Annotated in this window: 13 protein-coding genes and 2 pseudogenes; 4 read left to right on the top strand and 11 right to left on the bottom strand. The window is 68.4% G+C overall.

The window, feature by feature from the left end; all coding sequences use genetic code 11:
• Nucleotides 1-98: 98 nt before the first annotated feature.
• Nucleotides 99-762, bottom strand: a pseudogene (locus tag G9373_RS00850) (tyrosine-type recombinase/integrase); the annotation flags it as partial.
• A 513-nt stretch (nucleotides 763-1,275) separates the two neighbouring features.
• Nucleotides 1,276-1,845, bottom strand: coding sequence for a transposase (locus tag G9373_RS00845; protein ID WP_240960284.1), 570 nt, complete (start codon nucleotides 1,843-1,845; stop codon nucleotides 1,276-1,278).
• Between the two features lie 277 nt (nucleotides 1,846-2,122).
• Here G9373_RS00845 and G9373_RS00840 point away from each other — a divergent pair, with 277 nt between their 5' ends.
• Nucleotides 2,123-3,997 carry a zinc ribbon domain-containing protein gene (locus G9373_RS00840; RefSeq protein WP_240960283.1) on the top strand — a complete coding sequence of 625 codons (1,875 nt, stop codon included), beginning with the start codon at nucleotides 2,123-2,125 and terminating at the stop codon, nucleotides 3,995-3,997.
• Here G9373_RS00840 and G9373_RS00835 read toward each other — a convergent pair.
• Nucleotides 3,952-4,254 (bottom strand): site-specific integrase, encoded by a 303-nt coding sequence (locus G9373_RS00835; protein ID WP_240960282.1) that lies wholly within the window; start codon nucleotides 4,252-4,254, stop codon nucleotides 3,952-3,954. The genes G9373_RS00840 and G9373_RS00835 overlap by 46 nt on opposite strands.
• An 85-nt stretch (nucleotides 4,255-4,339) precedes the next feature.
• Here G9373_RS00835 and G9373_RS00830 point away from each other — a divergent pair, with 85 nt between their 5' ends.
• Nucleotides 4,340-5,509 carry a multidrug effflux MFS transporter gene (locus tag G9373_RS00830; protein ID WP_133986546.1) on the top strand — a complete coding sequence of 390 codons (1,170 nt, stop codon included), beginning with the start codon at nucleotides 4,340-4,342 and terminating at the stop codon, nucleotides 5,507-5,509.
• A gap of 18 nt (nucleotides 5,510-5,527) precedes the next feature.
• On the opposite strand, the gene G9373_RS00825 is transcribed toward G9373_RS00830, so the two are convergent.
• The 7 genes and pseudogenes from G9373_RS00825 to G9373_RS00795 all read right to left on the bottom strand — a co-directional run bounded on the left by G9373_RS00825 (nucleotide 5,528) and on the right by G9373_RS00795 (nucleotide 13,420).
• Nucleotides 5,528-6,307: a siderophore-interacting protein gene (locus G9373_RS00825; RefSeq protein ID WP_133986545.1), complete on the bottom strand. Its 780-nt coding sequence runs from the start codon at nucleotides 6,305-6,307 to the stop codon at nucleotides 5,528-5,530.
• A gap of 72 nt (nucleotides 6,308-6,379) precedes the next feature.
• Nucleotides 6,380-7,926: pseudogene (locus G9373_RS00820) on the bottom strand (acyl-CoA carboxylase subunit beta).
• Between the two features lie 440 nt (nucleotides 7,927-8,366).
• Nucleotides 8,367-9,521 (bottom strand): DNA-processing protein DprA, encoded by a 1,155-nt coding sequence (gene dprA, locus G9373_RS00815; RefSeq protein WP_283292058.1) that lies wholly within the window; start codon nucleotides 9,519-9,521, stop codon nucleotides 8,367-8,369.
• A complete protein-coding gene (locus tag G9373_RS00810; RefSeq protein WP_133986544.1) occupies nucleotides 9,518-11,026 on the bottom strand; it encodes a YifB family Mg chelatase-like AAA ATPase in 1,509 nt (502 codons plus the stop codon). Before G9373_RS00810 ends, dprA begins: the two co-directional genes overlap by 4 nt.
• Complete coding sequence (locus tag G9373_RS00805; protein ID WP_005259362.1) at nucleotides 11,026-11,382, bottom strand: YraN family protein; 357 nt, start codon at nucleotides 11,380-11,382, stop codon at nucleotides 11,026-11,028. Before G9373_RS00805 ends, G9373_RS00810 begins: the two co-directional genes overlap by 1 nt.
• 209 nt (nucleotides 11,383-11,591) lie before the next feature.
• Nucleotides 11,592-12,464, bottom strand: a complete 873-nt coding sequence (locus G9373_RS00800) for an LLM class F420-dependent oxidoreductase (protein ID WP_005571189.1) — start codon at nucleotides 12,462-12,464, stop codon at nucleotides 11,592-11,594.
• A gap of 53 nt (nucleotides 12,465-12,517) precedes the next feature.
• Nucleotides 12,518-13,420: an AsnC family transcriptional regulator gene (locus tag G9373_RS00795; RefSeq protein ID WP_005571191.1), complete on the bottom strand. Its 903-nt coding sequence runs from the start codon at nucleotides 13,418-13,420 to the stop codon at nucleotides 12,518-12,520.
• Between the two features lie 222 nt (nucleotides 13,421-13,642).
• Here G9373_RS00795 and G9373_RS00790 point away from each other — a divergent pair, with 222 nt between their 5' ends.
• Together G9373_RS00790 and G9373_RS00785 are read left to right on the top strand one after the other, a co-directional pair.
• A complete protein-coding gene (locus G9373_RS00790; protein WP_005571193.1) occupies nucleotides 13,643-15,361 on the top strand; it encodes an amidohydrolase in 1,719 nt (572 codons plus the stop codon).
• Nucleotides 15,358-16,692: an MFS transporter gene (locus G9373_RS00785; protein ID WP_167113572.1), complete on the top strand. Its 1,335-nt coding sequence runs from the start codon at nucleotides 15,358-15,360 to the stop codon at nucleotides 16,690-16,692. Before G9373_RS00790 ends, G9373_RS00785 begins: the two co-directional genes overlap by 4 nt.
• Before the next feature lie 57 nt (nucleotides 16,693-16,749).
• On the opposite strand, the gene G9373_RS00780 is transcribed toward G9373_RS00785, so the two are convergent.
• Entirely contained in the window at nucleotides 16,750-17,793 is a 1,044-nt protein-coding gene (locus G9373_RS00780) for a patatin-like phospholipase family protein (RefSeq protein WP_005571198.1), read from the bottom strand.
• Nucleotides 17,794-17,811: the final 18 nt, after the last annotated feature.

Here is a 17,811-nt window from a genome sequence, read left to right as displayed (position 1 = left end):
GGACGGCTGCGGTCGAGCCAAATCTTCGCGGTCAACTACTTACCCCGGGATAGTGCAGAAACAACTGCAGATTCGTGGCGCGACGCTACCAAACCGGGTCAGGCCCGGGGATGCGCCTGATCGTGCACCGCACGGAGCCTCGCCACGGACACGTGCGTGTACAGCTGGGTGGTCGCGAGGCTCGCGTGCCCGAGGAGTTCCTGCACGACGCGCAGGTCCGCGCCGCCTTCGAGGAGGTGCGTGGCCGCCGTGTGGCGCAGGCCGTGTGGGCTCAGGTTCGGTGCGCCGGGGACCGCGGACAGGACCTCGTGGACGACGCTGCGCGCCTGCCGCTGGTCCAGACGCTTCCCTCGTTTGCCAAGGAGAAGCGCCAGCCCGGAACTGTCCGTCGCGACCGCGCGCCTGCCGACGTGCAACCAGAGGTCCACGGCGTCGGCGGCCGGTTTTCCGTACGGCACCGAGCGCTTCCTTGTCTCCCTTGCCGATTACGCGAAGCAGCCGCCGTTCGCGATCGACCGAACCGAGGTCGAGGCCGCACAGCTCCCCCGCCCGTATTCCCGTTGCATAGAGCAGTTCCACGATGAGACGGTCGCGCAGGGCGATCGGATCGTTCCGCTGAGCGCCCGATTCGGCGGCGTCCGTCACATCGGCCGCCTGCGACTGCCGCAGCACCGGGGGCAGCGTCCGGTGGGCCTTCGCGGCCCCAGCCGGGCGCCGAGATCGGCGGCGATGCGCCGGGTCCGCAGCAGCCAGCCTTAAACTGTTGCCGATATATCCAACACTAATTATTCGGTTCTGACACTGTCTGCCGGTGTGAATTGGCGAGGCCGCGGAATACTTGGATGGCGGTGGTTGGGGTGTGCAGGGCGGCGTGGGAGGGCCGGTGGCCTTTTCGGCGCACCGGTTTCGGGTCACCGAATCTTTGACCGCGCGGACCTCGACTCCTATCCGGGCAGGCCCGGATGGGAGTGTGCGGGAGCGACGCCGGGGAGGGCGGAGGCAGTGTATTGCCCGGTGTCGGGCTCGACAGGACAAAGGGGCGTCGATGGCCGATCGGGATAAGGATGTTGCGGGAGAGCGCTACTGGTGAGGTGAATCGGGGGTGTACAAGGTGGTTCGCGGTTCGGGTCGCGAGGGGGCAGTGGGCGGGGCGCGGCCGGATGCTCGACGACGCGACCGAGGGTCGGTTCGCGGTGGTGCGGGTGGTGTGGGCGAGATCGTTTGGCCCGGTTCGCCGGTGGTGTGGAGGGGCGGTGCTTGAGTTCCTAACGGAGGTCAAGCCACATGGCGGCTCGCAGGCTTGGTCTTGGCGGGCTGGGCTGTTGGAGCGCATCGCGACTCCTGGGACTCCTGGCCCGCCGCCTGCTTGCGGCGCTCACGCATCCGCTGGTATCGGACGTTGTCGCGCCGCCGCGGGTCGATCTTGTAGCGCGCCTTGACGATCGCCCGGCCCTCGGCCTCGGTGATCGGCGTGCCGTCGACGTGCCGCAAGGCGTACGGCTGGCCGGTACGCATGCAGGCGGCGATCCGGGTGACCAGATCGGTGGCCAGATGACAGATCGCGGACTCGTGGTGCCGGTCGCCGACCATCAACCGCTGGTACTTCGCCGCGAACTGGGGATCGACCCTGCGGGCCTGGTCGGCAGCGGTGCACAGCATCTCACGCAACAGCGGATCCCCGGCCTTGGTGATCGAGGACTCGACCTTGCTGACGCAGGACTGGCTGACCTTGGGAACCCGGTGTGCGCGCGGATCGCGGCCAGGAACGTGAACCGTTGCCCCGCCCGGACAGCCACGTCGATCCCTAACGTCAATGCCATCGTCATTGCTCCTGTCGGTCCACATCCCTGTTCACCAGGTGACTGACCATCGCGGCCACGGCCCAGACATTCTCTAAGCAGGAGTCCACGCCTACCGGCCGGCTCCAAGTTCCCGAACAAGGACACCGCTCGACCAGACACCGAGCCCGCAGACGACCACTCAAAAGCCAGGGATCACCAGGTATCCCGGTCGGACGTTCGGCCCGCCTGCGGACTCTCCACAGAGGCTAAATGTCGGAGGTCGGCGTTACAGTACGAGGCCGTACGAGAGGGGGGTGCCACATGTGCTGGTGGGAGGGTTGATGGATGACGTCACGGCGGTGCCGGCATCGTTGTTCGGCCCGTTCTCTGGGCGCTGTGGTCGAAACAGAATCAACGACGGGGTCTCCACGACGCCGCGGCAGTTCGCGTTTACCACCCGCGCCCATGTGGCGGTCGACGACGCGACCGGCGAGCCGATCGGCCTCGACGACGTCGATATCCGGGTGGGGTGGCTGCTCGACCTGATCGCCGCAGCCGGCGGCGAGTTGATGTCGCGACTGTGGCAACCGGCGACGTTCGACGTGCTCGCCGCCGGCCGTGACCGCCACGACCACAGACTGCCCACACAAGGTCACGTCGCCGCGGCCCGCCTCGGCTGGAACCCGCGATACCCGGACGGGGCTTATGTGCCGTCGCGGGTGAGCCGGGTGGTGACCGCTCAGGTGGTGGCGACCCTGCGAACGCTGGCCTACCGTGACGCCGCGATCGCGGCGCTGTCGACCCGATTCGATCCGGCCACCGGGGTTGTGGCGCCGCCGATCGGGTCGGGCGATCACGTGTCTGCGGGTTTCGCTCGGGGCGTGCAACGTCAGCTCGTCGCCCGCGCCCGCTCCAGTGGCGGGGCACCGGCCGGCCGGGTGCGGATCACCGACCTGCAGGGACCACCGCGAATGGCGGCCATGGCCCGACTCTCCGCCGCCGATCGACAGCTCGCACAGATCACCGTGGCAGACCACGAGCTGGTGTTGACGGTGAACCTGCCAACCAGCCCCGCACCGGCCGGGCGGGCGCAGTGGCGCGGGGTCCGGCTGACCGCCGCCATCCCCGCGCACCTACACCGCCGGGCGATCACCGATTGGCATCTGCCGACCCTGATCCTCGACCGCCGGGGCCTGCTCTGGCAGTGCGCCGCGACCGAACTCGTCCCCGCGGACGACCCGGAATCGGCCGCGGTCGCGGTCGGGGTCGACTGGTCCCCGTCCACGCTCGGTGCCGCCGCCATCACCACCGAGAACCCGGAGGGGCTGGTGTCGGATTACCGAGGTTGGACCTACGACGACCGCGGCCTCGGGATCAAACTGGCGCGCCTCCAAGCCGAGGGGCAGCTGCTACACCGGAAGGCCGCCCGGCTGACACAGCTCGCCGCCACCGCCGAACCCGAGGTCCGCGCCCTGCTGGAGGAGAAGATCGCCGTCCTGAACGAGCATCGCGAGGCGGTGGGCATCAAGCGGGGGAAGATCAACCGGGAACTGGCGTTCCACTTCGGCCGTCAGGTCACCGACTACGCCGCCGCCGCCCAGGCGCAGCTGATTGCGGTGGAAGATCTCACCACCCTCGAGACCCGCGGCCACGGACACGTCAACAACAACCGGGCCGCGCAGTCCGCCCGCCGCCAAGCCGTCGCCGCCCTCGCCCACACCGCCGCCGGTGTCGGCATCACAGTGGTCTCAGTGCCCGCCCGAGGATCCTCCGCACAATGTCCGGGCTGCGACGAACCACTCGCACGCCCCGGCGGCTACCACACCGCGTGGTGCCCTGGCTGCCGGGTCGGCGGCAACCGCGACCACGTCGCGGGGGTGAACCTGGCCAAACGCGCACTGCTCGCCAGAAACAAGCCCACCCGGCGGCGCGGGCAACTGCCCGCGATCCGGGTCGCCGAGCACGCGCCGGTGCGCCGGTGCCGCGACAAGAACAGTCCCACCCCGAGCAGGCCACGGCACCGCCGGGTCCGCCGCAGCCTGCCCACCGTGACACCGCGGATGGGGGTGACTCCGAAACAGCATGTTCCTGCACCACAAGCGTCGGTGTGGGACACGGTCAAACCCACACCGCCACACGGTGATACGGGTAGCCGTGACACACGTCTATCTCAGGCGCCTGCCACACCAGCGGCAGACAGTATGAGATCTACGTAGACGCTGTGAAGTTGCGCACCGCCGGTCGTCCGGGCGATGCTGGCCGCAGACTGACCCGCGAGCCGCGACCGCAGCACCTGGATGTCGAGCTCGCCGAGGTGTGCCTCCGGTGACGTCGACAACCAGTGCCGCAGCAGCGACTGCGCGTCCGCGACGTACGCCTTCACGGTGTGCTGCGATCGGCCGCGTTCGAGCCCGAGATGACGCGCGTACTCCTCGAGTATCAGCGCCAACGGTGCCGGAAAGTCTCTGCTCATTGAGGCAACCGTCGACCCGGGCCGGAGATAAATCAAGCAGCCGCGCCGCTAGAGTTCTTTTGTGCAGCGAACGATCTCCATTCCCATGTTGTGTGTCCTGGCATTACTGTCCGCGATCGCGCCGCTGGCTACCGACATGTATCTCCCCGGCCTCCCCCTGATGACGGAGAGCCTGAACACGTCGGCGCCGAGCGTGCAGCTGACGTTGACCACGTTCATGGCCGGGCTCGGCATCGGTCAGCTCGTCGTCGGACCGCTGTCGGACGGCCTCGGACGCCGGCGCCTGCTGATCGGCGCCACCGTCGTCACGACCCTCGCCGCGATGGCGTGCGCTCTCGCGCCGACCGTCGAAACGCTCATCGCTGCACGACTTTTCCAGGGGCTGAGCGGTGGCGCGGCGATCGTGGTCGCACGCGCCTGTATTGCCGACCGGGCCCGCGGAGACAACGCCGCCCGGCTCTTCAGCATCATGATGATCATCGGCGGGGTCGCGCCGGTCGTCGCGCCGCTGATGGGCGGCGCCCTGCTCGGGCCGGTCGGCTGGCGAGGGATCTTCTGGGTTCTCACCGCCGCCGGTGTGGCGATGTTCGCGGGAGTGCTGATCCTGGTCCCGGAGACGCTTCCCATGGAGAACCGGCACGGCGGCGGGCTCACTGCACTGGTCCGGAATCTGCGCTACGTCGTCGGGAACCGTGTCTATCTGGGTTACGCGTTCACGTTCATGTTCGGGTTCGTCGCGCTCTTCTCGTACATCTCCGCGTCCCCGTTTGTCGTGCAGAACGTCCTCGGGCTCAGCCCGGGGCAGTTCTCCATGGTGTTCGCGGTGAACGCGGCGGGCATGGTGGGCGCCGCGATCGTAAACACGCGGCTCGTGGGCACATTCCATGCGCGGCAGCTGCTGGGTTTCGGGGTCACGCTGCTCCTGGCAGGGGGCGTCGCGCTGTTGCTCGCCGCGACGCTGATCGATTCGCCGCCCTGGTGGGCGATCCTCATTCCGCTGTTCGTCTCGGTGTCGAGCATCGGTTTCGTGATGGGCAATGCGACGGCGCTGGCTCAGGGCGAGGTGACCAAGGCGTCCGGCACTGGGTCCGCGCTCCTCGGTGCCGGCCAGTTCGGCCTCGCCGCGGTGGTCTCGCCGCTCGTCGGCATCGCCGGCCCCGACACCGCGGTTCCGATGGCCGTCGCGATCCCGTCGGCGGGCGCCGTGGCGATGCTGTCTCTGCTGGTGCTGACGCGGCGGACGCCCATCTCGTAGCGCGTCCGCCGCAGTGGGTCAGCGGAAGGCACCCTCGCTCGCGGCGAGCTCGGACTTCCACACCCGGAAGCCCTCCTCGGTGCGACCGCGACGCCAGTAACCGGAGATCGACGCGGCCGACGCGGGGACGCCCCGTTCCTTGCGTACGTAGGAGCGCAGGTTGTGCATGACGGCCTGCGCCTCACCGTGAATGAACACCTGCGCCGTTCCGGGCAGCCACGCGGTGTCGCGCACCGCCGCGACGAGGGGTGCGTTGTCCCCCGACGCGTCTTCGCCGATCCGGTCCGACGTGTCGCCGCGGTGGATCCACGTGACGTCGACGCCCGCGGGCGAGCCGAAGGCGATTTCGTCCTCGGGGCCGGCGACCTCGATGATCACCCGTCCGACCGCCGACGCGTCCAGCTTCTCGACGGACGCCGAGATAGCGGGGATTGCGGTCTCGTCGCCCGCGAGCAGGTACCAGTCGGCTGCCGGGTCCGGCGCGAACGCGCCTCCGGGGCCACGTAGCCGGAGCACGTCGCCGGCCGCCGCGGACGCCGCCCACGGTCCGGCGACACCGGCGTCGCCGTGCACCACGAAGTCGATGGCGATCTCTCGCTTCACCGGATCCACCGACCGGATCGTGTACGTGCGCAGGACGGGCTCTTCGGGACTCCCGAATTCGAGTTTCGCGTACGCATCGGTGAAGGCATTGGGAACGAAGCTGTCGAATCCCGGGTCGCCGAGGAATACCCGCACCATGTGCGGGGTCAGCCATTCGGCCCGGAGCACGGTCAGTGTCGCAGTCGGCTTTGCCACAGGCATCTCTCCAATGAACTCAAGTTGGTTAGTGTTACCTAACTACGGTACATGAGTGACTGCCGACGGCGGTCAGAGCGGAATCAAGTGGTGCTTCTCCTCGCCGCGGGCGGAGTGCTTGTCGCGGAGCAACGTCAGCGCCCGCCGGATCTCAAGCCGGGTGGCGGACGGTTCGATCACCGCGTCGATGTAGCCGCGCTCGGCGGCCGAATACGGAGTCGCGACGTTCTCGTTGTAGGCGTCGACGAGTTGCTGCCGCATCGCGTCCTGTTCGTCGCCGGCGGCTTCGAGTTCGCGGTGGTAGAGGAGACTGATCGCGGCCTCGGCGCCCATGACCGCGATGCGTGCGGTCGGCCAGGCGAAGTTCACGTCGGCACCGAGTTGCTTGCACCCCATCACCGCATATCCACCGCCGTAGGACTTGCGGACCACCACAGTCACTTTCGGCACCGTGGCCGCCGCGAACGCCTGCAGGAAGCGGCCGCCGCTGCAGAGCACACCGTTCCGCTCCTGTTCCAGCCCGGGCAGGAAGCCCGGTGTGTCCACGACGAACACGAGGGGAATCTCGTACGCGTCGCAGATCCGCACGAAGCGGGCCGCCTTGTCCGCGCTGACCTGATCCAGTGCCCCACTGAGAAATTGCGGCTGGTTGGCCACGACTCCGACGGATCGCCCGTCCACCCGGGAGAATCCGGTGATCACGTTCGGTGCCGTCTGCGCGGCGAGTTCGTGAAAGTCACCGTCGTCGAAGATGTTCAACAGCAGGTCGTGCATGTCGTAGGCGTCGTTGTCGGCGTCCGGCATGAACTCGTTCAATGCCAGATCGTTGTCGGTGATCTCGGGTTCGAGGCCGGGGTTCACGATCGGCGCCTCTTCGTGCCTGCTGGACGGGAGGAAGCCGAGATACTCACGCACCCAGGCGAACGCCGCCTCTTCGCTCGGCGCGACGTGGTGGACGTTCCCGTTCTCGGCCTGGGCGCGGGCGCCGCCGAGTTCGTCGAGGGTGACGTCCTCGCCGGTGACGGATTTGATGACTCCGGGACCGGTGACGAACATGTACGCCTGCTCGTCCACGGCGACAACGAGATCGGTGTTGATCGGGGCGTACGCCGCACCGCCCGCACATTTGCCGAGGAGGATCGAGACCTGCGGGCACACTCCGGACAGCGGGATCTGGCGGCGGCCCATCTCGGCGTACCAGGCGAGCGACGTGACAGCGTCCTGTACGCGTGCGCCGCCAGAGCCGTTGATGCCCACGCAGGGGCAGCCGATCCGCGCCGCGAACTCCATGATCGACGCGACCTTGCGACCGAACATCTCCCCCCACGCTGCCACCGAACACGGTGTGGTCGTGCGAGAACACCGCCACCGGACGTCCGTCGACAGTTCCGTGGCCGGTGACGACGCCGTCACCGTACGGGTTGTCGGGGGCTCCCGGGTTCCTCGCCATCTGTCCGACCTCGATGAAACTACCGCGGTCGAGCAGCATCCGGATCCGTTCGCGGGGTCCGGGCAGGCTTCTCCTTGCGGCGCGCGATGGCCCTCGGGCTCCCTGGATTCAGCGATTGCTCGAGCCGAACCTCCAGGTCAGCGAGCAGTTCCGCCGTGGTCCTGGTCATGTGAGATTCCTCCTCGAGACGCCCCCTCGAGCGGATTGCACTCGCGGCGCGCCGGTAGTTACCTCATCAGAGACCGTACGTGCACCGACCGGGCGCTGCACCGGTGAACGGACTGGAATCCAGGCAGCCACGACGCGCGTAACTACCCCTCCGACACAACGCTGGGTGGAGTGGTACGTGTCGACCGGAGGCGCCGTGAGGAGGCAAATACCTCCGCTACGAGCCGGAAGCGATCAACAGGCTCAACACCTGCGCGACAAAGTTCCGCCACAAGTCCTCGGCTGATCCCATATCTCACTCCTTCGTGCGGTTGTGAGGTGCGTTATAGGAAAGTTTCTACCCCAACCTGTCGTCGAGCGGTCGCTTCGACTCGCACTTCGGACAACCGAGCACGATGAAGTACGCGCCGAGCGGACTCTCGACCGGCTCGGCCTCAGGTGTCACCTCTGCCGCGACCATCCGGTGTCGTCGGAGCCGACGAAGCCCTCCATCTCCAGCAACGGCAGCACGGCCCGAACCTGCTCCAGCGCGACGCCGGACAGTTCGGACAACTCCCGGACCCCACGCGGCCCGACCGCAGGCAACGCCTCGTACACCCGCAAGGCATCACCGGACAGCGCATCGAGATCGCGGACCACGTCGAGGCCTTCCCGCAGCCCGATCGGCCCGGCCTCCTCCACCACGTCACCGGCATTCGCGACCAACCGCGCCTCCCCTTCCCGAATCATCCGATTGCACCCCGTCGACGACGCCGACGTCACCGGCCCCGGTACCGCCATCACCGGACGCCCCAGTTTGCGGGCCCAACTCGCCGTGTTCCGCGCACCGCTGCGCCACCCCGCCTCCACCACGACCAACCCGTCGGACAGGCTCGCCACCAAACGATTCCTCGTCAGAAACCGATGCTTCGCCGGTGTCGTGCCCGGCGCGTACTCACTGATCACCGCACCGTTCTGCGCGATCTGCCGCAGCATGCGCGCATGCCCCGCCGGGTACGCACGATCCACACCACACGCCAGCACCGCGACCGTCAGCCCCCCGACACCCAACGCCGCACGATGCGCGGCACCATCGACCCCGAACGCCGCACCCGACACGATCGTCCACCCGTCGACGGCGAGATCACCGGAAATCTCGCCAGTCACGTGCTCGCCGTATCCACTCGCCGGCCGCGTCCCCACGATCGAGATCGCCCGATCGGTCAGTTCGGCCACCGGCCGCGAACCGAGCACCCACAACGCCAACGGCGGGCCCTCGTCCCGCGACCGGGACAGATTCCCGAAACCGAGAAGCCGCCACTGCGGCCACTCGTCGTCGTCCGGCGTCACGAGCCGGCCACCCATCCCCGCCACCAGTTCGAGATCGTGTGCGGCGGTATCCACATGCGCCCGGGCAATCGTGCGCTCCCCCAGCATCTCCGACAGGTCCCGCTCCCGCACGGCACGCGCAGCTTCCTCCGGACCCACCTCCTCGACGAGCCGCGACAGCGCCGGGCACGGCCCCTGAACCACCTTCGACAGATACGCCCACGCCAACCGCCGCGGATCCTGAACCCCACTCGGATCGCCTGCACCACTCCGACTTTCCACCGTCACTGAAAGCTCCGATCACGAAATCCCAACGCGGTGACCACCTGCTCCGGGCCCGGCATGTCGAGCCCCGCCAGATCGCCCACCGTCCAGGCCACACGCAACGCCCGATCGGCGCCTCGGGCCGTGATCAGTCCCTTCCGCAGCGCTCGCTCCACCGGCGCCAGCGCGGGCCGCGCCAACCGGAACTTCTGCCGCAGGGCCGGTCCGGGCACCTCCGCGTTGGTGCGCCACCCGTAGTCGCTCCACCGCTCGCCGGCGGCGGCCCGCGCCTCGGCCACCCGCTGCCGGACGTCCTCGGTGCTCTCACCGACCTCGTCGATGAACGCCCCGGTCGCGACGGCCTGCATCCGCACCCGCAGATCCACCCGATCCATCAACGGTCCCGACAGCTTCCCGAGGTAGCGTCGCCGGGCGGTCGGCGCGCACACGCAGTCGGCCTCCCGCGCGGGCGCGCACGGGCAGGGATTGGCCGCGAGGATCAGCTGGAAGCGCGCCGGATAGCGGGCGACCCCGTCCCGGCGCGCGATACGCACCTCCCCGTCCTCGAGCGGGGTCCGCAGGGCTTCGAGGACCTTGGTTCCGATCTCGGCGCACTCGTCGAGAAACAGCACCCCACGGTGGGCGCGACTGACGGCGCCGGGCTTCGCGACACCGCTTCCGCCGCCGACGAGCGCGCTCACGGACGCGGTGTGGTGCGGTGCGATGAACGGCGGCACGTCGATGAGGGGACGCTCGGGCGGCAGGAGCCCGGCCACGGAGTGGATGGCAGTCACCTCGAGCGATTCACTCTCGGTCAGCGGGGGCAGAACGCCGGGAAGTCGTTGCGCCAGCATCGTCTTCCCCACGCCGGGTGGGCCGGTGAGCATCAGGTGGTGCGCTCCCGCCGCCGCCACCTCGATGGCCCAGCGCGCCTCGGCCTGACCCACCACCTCACTCAGATCGGCGCGCACCGGTTGCGCGACCCACTGGGCCGGCTCCGGGTACTCGAGATCGCGCTCCTCCCGCAGCCACGCGATCGCCGCCCTCAGATCGTGCGCGCCGAGCACCTCGACACCACCGACGAGTCCCGCCTCGGGCAGCGACTGCACCGGGACCACCACCGTCGCCCACCCCGCATTCTTCGCCGCGAGCACCGCGGGCAGGATCCCGCGCACCGACCGGAGCCGCCCGTCCAGCGCCAGTTCTCCGAGCAGAACGGTCTCGCGCAGCCGCTGCCGCTTCACCTGCTTGGCCGCGTCCAGCACGGCAGCGACGAACGCGAGATCGTAGACCGACCCGACCTTCGGCAGCGTCGCCGGCGACAACGCGAGGATCACCTTCGAATCCGGCCACTCCTCGCCCGAATTCGCCACGGCAGCCCTGATCCGGTCCCGAGCCTCCTGCAGCGCAGTGTCCGGCAGCCCGACCAGATGCACCGCGGGTAGCCCGCGGCCGATATCGGCCTCGATCTCGACCAGTTGACCGTCGACCCCGGTCACCGCCACCGAATGTGCTCGCCCCAGTGCCATCAGAACGCATCCCGGACGTGTTCGATCTGGGGCTGCGGACCGTGCCCGATCATGATCGCGACCACGTCGAACCGCACCCGCGACCAGTGCCGGCCCGAGTCCCGCAGCCACTCCACGGCCAACAGGCGGATCCTGCGCTGTTTCGAGAACGTCACCGCTTCGGCCGGGCTGCCGTATCCCAGGCCGCGCCGTGTCTTCACCTCCACGAACACGAGCCAGTCTCCCTCTGCTGCAATGAGATCGACTTCCCCGTATCGGGATCGCCAGTTTCGGTCGACGATCTCCATGCCCGCCTCGGTGAGATACCGGGCGGCCAGATCCTCCCCATGTGCTCCAAGCGCGAGATTGTGCGCCACAGCAGCCTCCACCCCGTCCCCCGGCGGCCCACCGATGCGAACCGCGCCTCTCGCACCACCGTGCCCGACCCGATTCCGGGAAGAGGCACTCGAACTGGGCGAACGAACTGGGCTGTGCATGAAGTGCACGTTGTGGACAACTCGGCACTCCGCGGCCCGCGATCACCCCATAGGCCCAGGCCAGGGCTGTCAAGCCTGAAATCGGACAGTCAGCCGAGCGCAGGCATCCATCGGCGCGCGAGAGCCGCCACCCAGTCGGCGGCCTCACCGGGATCCCCGGGTGGCGACTCGACGAGGACGAGTTCGTCGACTCCCGCATCGACCAGCGACTCGACGTCGGAGGGGTCCACCTCCCGGAGGGCGACGGCGAGGCGCAACTCCTCGGCGTCGCGCCCCGCGTCCCGGCACAGTGCGTGGATCGTCCGGATCCGTTCGGTGACGGCGTCGACGCCGTCCAGGTTGAACCCGTACCAGCCGTCGCCCCACGCCGCGACCCGGCGGAGCGCGGCGTCGCTGTTGCCCCCGAGCACGACCGGAATCCGGCGATCGCGCACGGGTTTCGGATTGACCCGCACCGAGTCGACACGGACGAACTCACCCTCGAACGTCGCGACGTCGTCACGCCACAGCGAGCGCATCGCCGCGACGTACTCGGCCGCCCGCGCGCCACGGCCTTCGAACGGAATGCCGAGCGCAGCGAATTCTTCCCTGGACCAGCCGATCCCCACGCCGAGCGTCAGCCGGCCACCACTCATCAGATCCAACGTGGCCGCCTGCTTGGCCATGAGGACGGGATTGTGTTCGGGCAGCAGCAGCACACCGGTGGCGACGCCGATCGTGTGGGTGGCAGCGGCGGCGAAGCTCAGCCCGATCATCGGGTCGAGCCAATCCGCGACGGCGGGGACCGCGATCCGGCCGTCGTCCGCGTACGGATACCGCGACTCCGACCGGTCCACCATCACGACGTGCTCGCCGGCCCACAGCGTGGCGAATCCGCTGTTCTCGGCGGCAACCGCGACCGAGTCGATCACCGCGCGACGAGCGCCGGTGCCGATCCCGAGTGCGTGCAACCCGAGGCGCATCGGCTGATCGTCTCACAGTTGCCCGGCCCACGTGACTCGCTTCCGGCACGCTCCTATCCGCGGACGTCGAGGCTGCGGGCGTAGTGCTCCTTGAACACCTCGAGATGCGTCCAGGTCTCCAGGGCCCTCACTCCGTCGATCGTCCGGATGTGCTCGGCGAGAGAGTAGAGGTCACCCGACGAATCGGCGGCGACCGTTCCGATCAGGTCGAATCGGCCGAGTGTGCGCGCCAGGAACTCGATACCCGGCAGAGCCTCGATCTGCGCGCACGCCTCCCGGTCCCGCGATCCGAGGCTGACGCCGATGCCCATGGCGAGTGTTCTGCCGCCGCCGCGGCGCTTCACGACGGCTCCGACGCGCAACGCGGTGCTGTCGATCAGATGGTTCACTCGATTCCGCGCCGCACTGGGCGAGAGCCCGGTGCGTTCGGCCAGTTCCAGAAACGGCATCCGCCCGTTCCTTTCCAGCAACTCGATGAGCGCGACGTCTTTCGCGTCCAGTCGAACATCGGCGCGCAATGCGCTCTTGGGCATGAAGATTCCCTTGATGACATCGGCGTAGAACAGCGTGTTGACGGTGCGGACACCGGGTTCCGCACGGATCGCGGCGATGGCGTCGTAGAGGTCCTGCTGGCTGGGGACGCGCAGCTCGGCGATGATGTTGTACTGCCCGCTCACCGCGGAAATGTAGACGGCCGCCTCCGACGCGCAGAGCGCCTCGGCCACGGGACCCACCGGACCCGACACGGCGACGGACACGTGAGCCATCGCCTTGAGGCCCAGCAACTCGGGATGGGCGACGGCAACGACGCTCACCGTGCCGGTGTCGAGCAGCGTCTGCACGCGCGTGGACACCGCGGCACGGGGTGCGCCCACGGTCGCGGCGAGCTCCCGATAAGTCGCGCGACCATTCGACTGCAACGCCGCGATGAGCTTGGAATCCAGTTCGACACTCATGATGCCCCGAGATTGCTCGATTTCTTTCTGCACTCCCGACAGAGAAGAAGAATCGCACACATTGCCAGATTCTGCGAATCGGTGCGAATCTGCTCGAAAAGCTGAACACATTTGTCGTGTACCGCTTGCTCCGGAATTTTGATGTATTGCGCAGCCGCTGGTCAGGGCGTAATTTTCCCTCCCAGCCGAACGTGACCCACACCACCATCGTGAAGGATCCCCATGCGCACGCTGTTTCACCACGAGGCGTCCCCCCTCGACGCCACCGCCACCGTCTTCACCGGTGGCACGCTCCGCACCGTGGACGCAGACACCGAGGGCGCCGAGGCCTTCCTCGTCTTCGGTAACCGGTTCGCCGCCGTCGGCACCGTTGCGGAATGCCGTGAGGAAGCGCGGAGGATCGGCAACCGGACCACGGACGTCATCGATCTCGCCGGGGCGACCGTCGTGCCCGGGTTCGTCGATCCGCACGCTCACCCCCTGATGTACGGCCAGATGCTCAGCTGGGTGGACTGCGGCCCCGGGAAGGCGCGCACCATCCCCGAGATCGTCGCTCTGCTGCAGGAAGCGGCCCGGAACCAGCCTTCCGGGATCCCGGTGCGCGGGTACGGCTACGAGCACCGCAACCTCGTCGAGGGCCGTCATCCCACGAAGGAAGAACTCGATCAGGTCGGTACCGACCGCGAGGTGTACCTGATGAACGCGAGCGGCCACGGCGGCGTCGTCAACACATTCACCCTCGAATTCCACGGCGTCACCCGCGACACCCCGAATCCGCGCGGCGGCGAGTTCTTCCGCGACGCGGACGGTGAACTGACCGGCGAACTGTCCGACGCCGCCTGCAACATCCTCACCGGTGTGAACGGCGTCAAGGTCGGTCACCACGGCCCGAACTTCCACCTCGAGGACGAACCGGAGGAACATCTGCGGCAGCTCTCCGTGGCGCAGGAGAAGTTCCTCGAGGGCGGCGTCACCACGATCGGCGACTGCCAGGTGACGCGGCGCGAGTTCGACATGTACCTGCGCCTGGCGGAGCAGGGCCGGCTCGAGACCCGGGTAAGCATGTACCTGCTCAGCCACTTGCTCGATCACGCGCTCGACACTGGATTGCATGGCGCGTTCGGCAACTCACGTCTCGCGTTCGGCGGGATCAAGTTCTACGCCGACGGCACTCTCGGCGGCTGGACCGCGTATTTCCCGGACGGGTACGTGGGCGACCCGTGCCGGACCGGACAGCTCTATCACGAGCCCACCGACTATGCGGCGCTGATCGCGAAGGCGCACGCCGTCGGCCTGCAGACTGCGACACACGCGCAGTCGCCGACCGCGATCGACATGGTCCTCGACGCGATCGACGCCGCGCAGAAGGCGCATCCCGACGCCGACGCCCGTCACCGCATCGAGCACTGCGGGTTGCCGACCCCCGAGCAGATCACTCGGATGCACTCACTCGGGGTGTACCCCGTCAACCAGCCGCAGCACTACTACAACTGGGGCGAGGGCGTCACCGCGGCCATCGGCACCCCGGGTGAGCGGTTCAATCCCCTGGGCGAATTCGTCGAAGCCGACGTGCCGGTCACGATCAGTTCCGACGCGCCGGTCGCCGAGCCGAAGCCTCTCGAGGCCATCCAGGCCGCGGTCACCCGCATCACCCGGCAGGGACATCAACTCGGCTCGAACGCGTTGCGACTGACAGCAGCCCAGGCCCTCACCGCGCACACGCTGAACGGGGCCCGCGCGCTCGGGCGCGAATCCGAACTCGGCAGCATCTCCCCCGGCAAGCGCGCCGATTTCGTGGTCCTCGGCGCCGACCCTCTCACCGTCGACCCGAACACCATCGCCGAAATCGAGGTCCGTGAAACCTGGATCGACGGCGAATTGGCGCATTCCACTCGCAGCGACCTATTCTCGACCACCGCAACCACCGAGGATCAGTCATGAGCCACGACACTCAGATCGCGAAGGCCCGCAAGGCGGGTTTCGCGGCCTTCGTCGGCACCACCATCGAGTGGTACGACTTCTACGTGTACGCCACGGCGGCGGCCCTGGTGTTCGGGGAGATCTTCTTCCCGTCCGACACCGACCGCCTGACGGGCATCGCCGCCGCGTTCGCCACCTACGCGGTGGGCTTCTTCGCCCGCCCACTCGGTGGCATCGTCTTCGGACACGTCGGCGACCGGATCGGCAGGCGGACGGCACTCGTCGTGACGCTCACCCTGATGGGCGCGGGCACGTTCCTGATCGGTGCGCTGCCGACGTACGCGCAGATCGGATTCTGGGCGCCGCTGCTGCTGGTCATTCTGCGGTTCGTGCAGGGCTTCGCGGTGGGCGGCGAGTGGGGCGGGGCCGTGCTGATGGCCGTCGAACACGCGCCCGAGGACAAGAAGACCTTCTACGGCGGATTCGCACAGTTGGGTAACCCCGCGGGCGCGCTGCTCGCCACCGGGTTCTTCAGCGTCCTCTCGACCTTCAGCGACGACGCCCTGCGGGACTGGGCGTGGCGCCTGCCGTTCCTGTGCTCGGCGCTGCTGATCGGCGTGGGGCTGCTGGTGCGTCTGAAGGTGGAGGAATCCCCCGTCTTCGAATCCGAGGTGCAGACGGCAACCGTCCCCGAGGCGCTGCCACTGAAGTACGCCATCGTCACGAACTGGCGCCCGATTCTGCTCGGCATGGGCATCCTGCCCGTCGCGGTGGGTGGCTACTACCTGGTGACGACGTTCATCACGGCCTACGCCACCGACCCGGACGTCGGACTGTCCGAGACACTCGTCCTCAACGCGCTCAGCGTCGCCGCCGTGGTGGAGTTGATCGCCACCCTCGCAGTGGCGTGGCTCGGTGACAAGGTCGGCCGGATCCGCGTGGCGATATACGGACTGCTGGCCGTCGCGGTGCTCGCGGCACCGCAGTTCCTGGTCCTGACATCCGGCTCGGTGGTCCTGATCTTCCTGACCTTCGCCGTCATGCGACTCGTCCTGGCCGCGACATACGGTCCGATCGCCGCAGTGTTGTCGCAGATGTTCCGGCCGCAGGCCCGGTACACCAGCATCTCCCTCGCCTACCAGGGGGCGGGTGCACTCTTCGGTGGGCTGTCGCCGTTGGTCTCGACCCTCATGTACCAGGCCACCGGCAGCGTGTGGCCGGTGATCGGGCTCCTGATCGGAATGTGCGCGGTCAGCATCCTCTGCCTGCTCGCGGCACCACAGCACGTCGATCACGTGGACGGCGAGTCCGTGAGCGACCTCGGCGCCGCCCGGACGCCGGCCTCGAACTGAACACCCCGTGACTCGGAGGGGCCGGTGCAGCATGGGCAGCACCGGCCCCTTCTCCTGTCAGGTGGGCTCGCCGTCCGAATCTGCCGGAGAGACGGCGACGGTCGTCGAGGTGAGTCCGGCGTCGTCGAGGGCGCGCTCGGTGAGCGCACGACCCAGTTCGATCATCTCGGCGGCGCGATGGAAATCGAGACTGCGGCAGGCGTTCCGAGGCACGCGAACCTGCACGTCCGGCGGGTACGCGGCGAGCTGGTATCGAGCCAGCGTCGCCTGCATCACGTCGAGCGAGCGGTTCATCACCGCGAACCGGCTGAACTTCGGGACAGCCACCGCATCGTCCTCGACCACCGTCTGACCGTCGATCGCCTGGCCGTCCGGCTCGTCCGACGGATCCGGATCGGTCTGCGCGGCGCCGAACCGTCCGACGACCGACCGCACGATGTCCAGGTCGCGCAGCTGCGCAGCGCTCCGGCGGAAACGTGTCATCCACTCGTCCACGGGCCGCGAGTCCGCGCTGACGTTCTCCGGTGCCAGAGAGCGACCGTCCCGATCCTCGGCGCCCAGGCTGATCCCGACGGTCAGGTCGGCGCTCACCGAGACGAGCGGGGCCATCGGCAGCGGGTCGAGCACCCCGCCGTCGGCGAGGACGCGGCCGTTGAGTACATACGGCGTGATGACGCCGGGAATCGCGATCGACGCACGGATGGCCGCGTCGACGGGTCCTCGCTGGAACCACACCGACCGGCCTGCAGCGAGATCCGTGGCCACCGCCGTATACGGAATGGGAAGGTCTTCGATACGGATCTCGCCGAGAATCTCCCTGACCCGTTGCAGGATCTTCTCGGCATGGATGGCACCGGGCGCGGACACGGACAGATCGAGAAGCCGCACGACGTCGAGCTGGGTCAGGCTGATCGCCCACCGGGTGAAATCGTCGAGCTTTCCCGCGGCGTGGAGGCCACCCACGAGGGCACCCATCGACGAGCCCGCGACACCGACGATCTCGAATCCGCGCTCCTCGAGTACCTGGATCGCCCCGATGTGGGCGTACCCTCGTGCGCCGCCGCTACCCAGAGCCAGCGCGACGCGCCTCCGTCCGGTCATCGAACGATCCTACGCGGA

The sequence above is a fragment of the Rhodococcus sp. A14 genome (assembly GCF_011603105.1).
Taxonomy (GTDB): Bacteria; Actinomycetota; Actinomycetes; order Mycobacteriales; family Mycobacteriaceae; genus Rhodococcus_F; species Rhodococcus_F opacus.
Note: the sequence above shows the minus strand (reverse complement) of the source record. Positions and strands in the feature narration are given on the sequence as shown.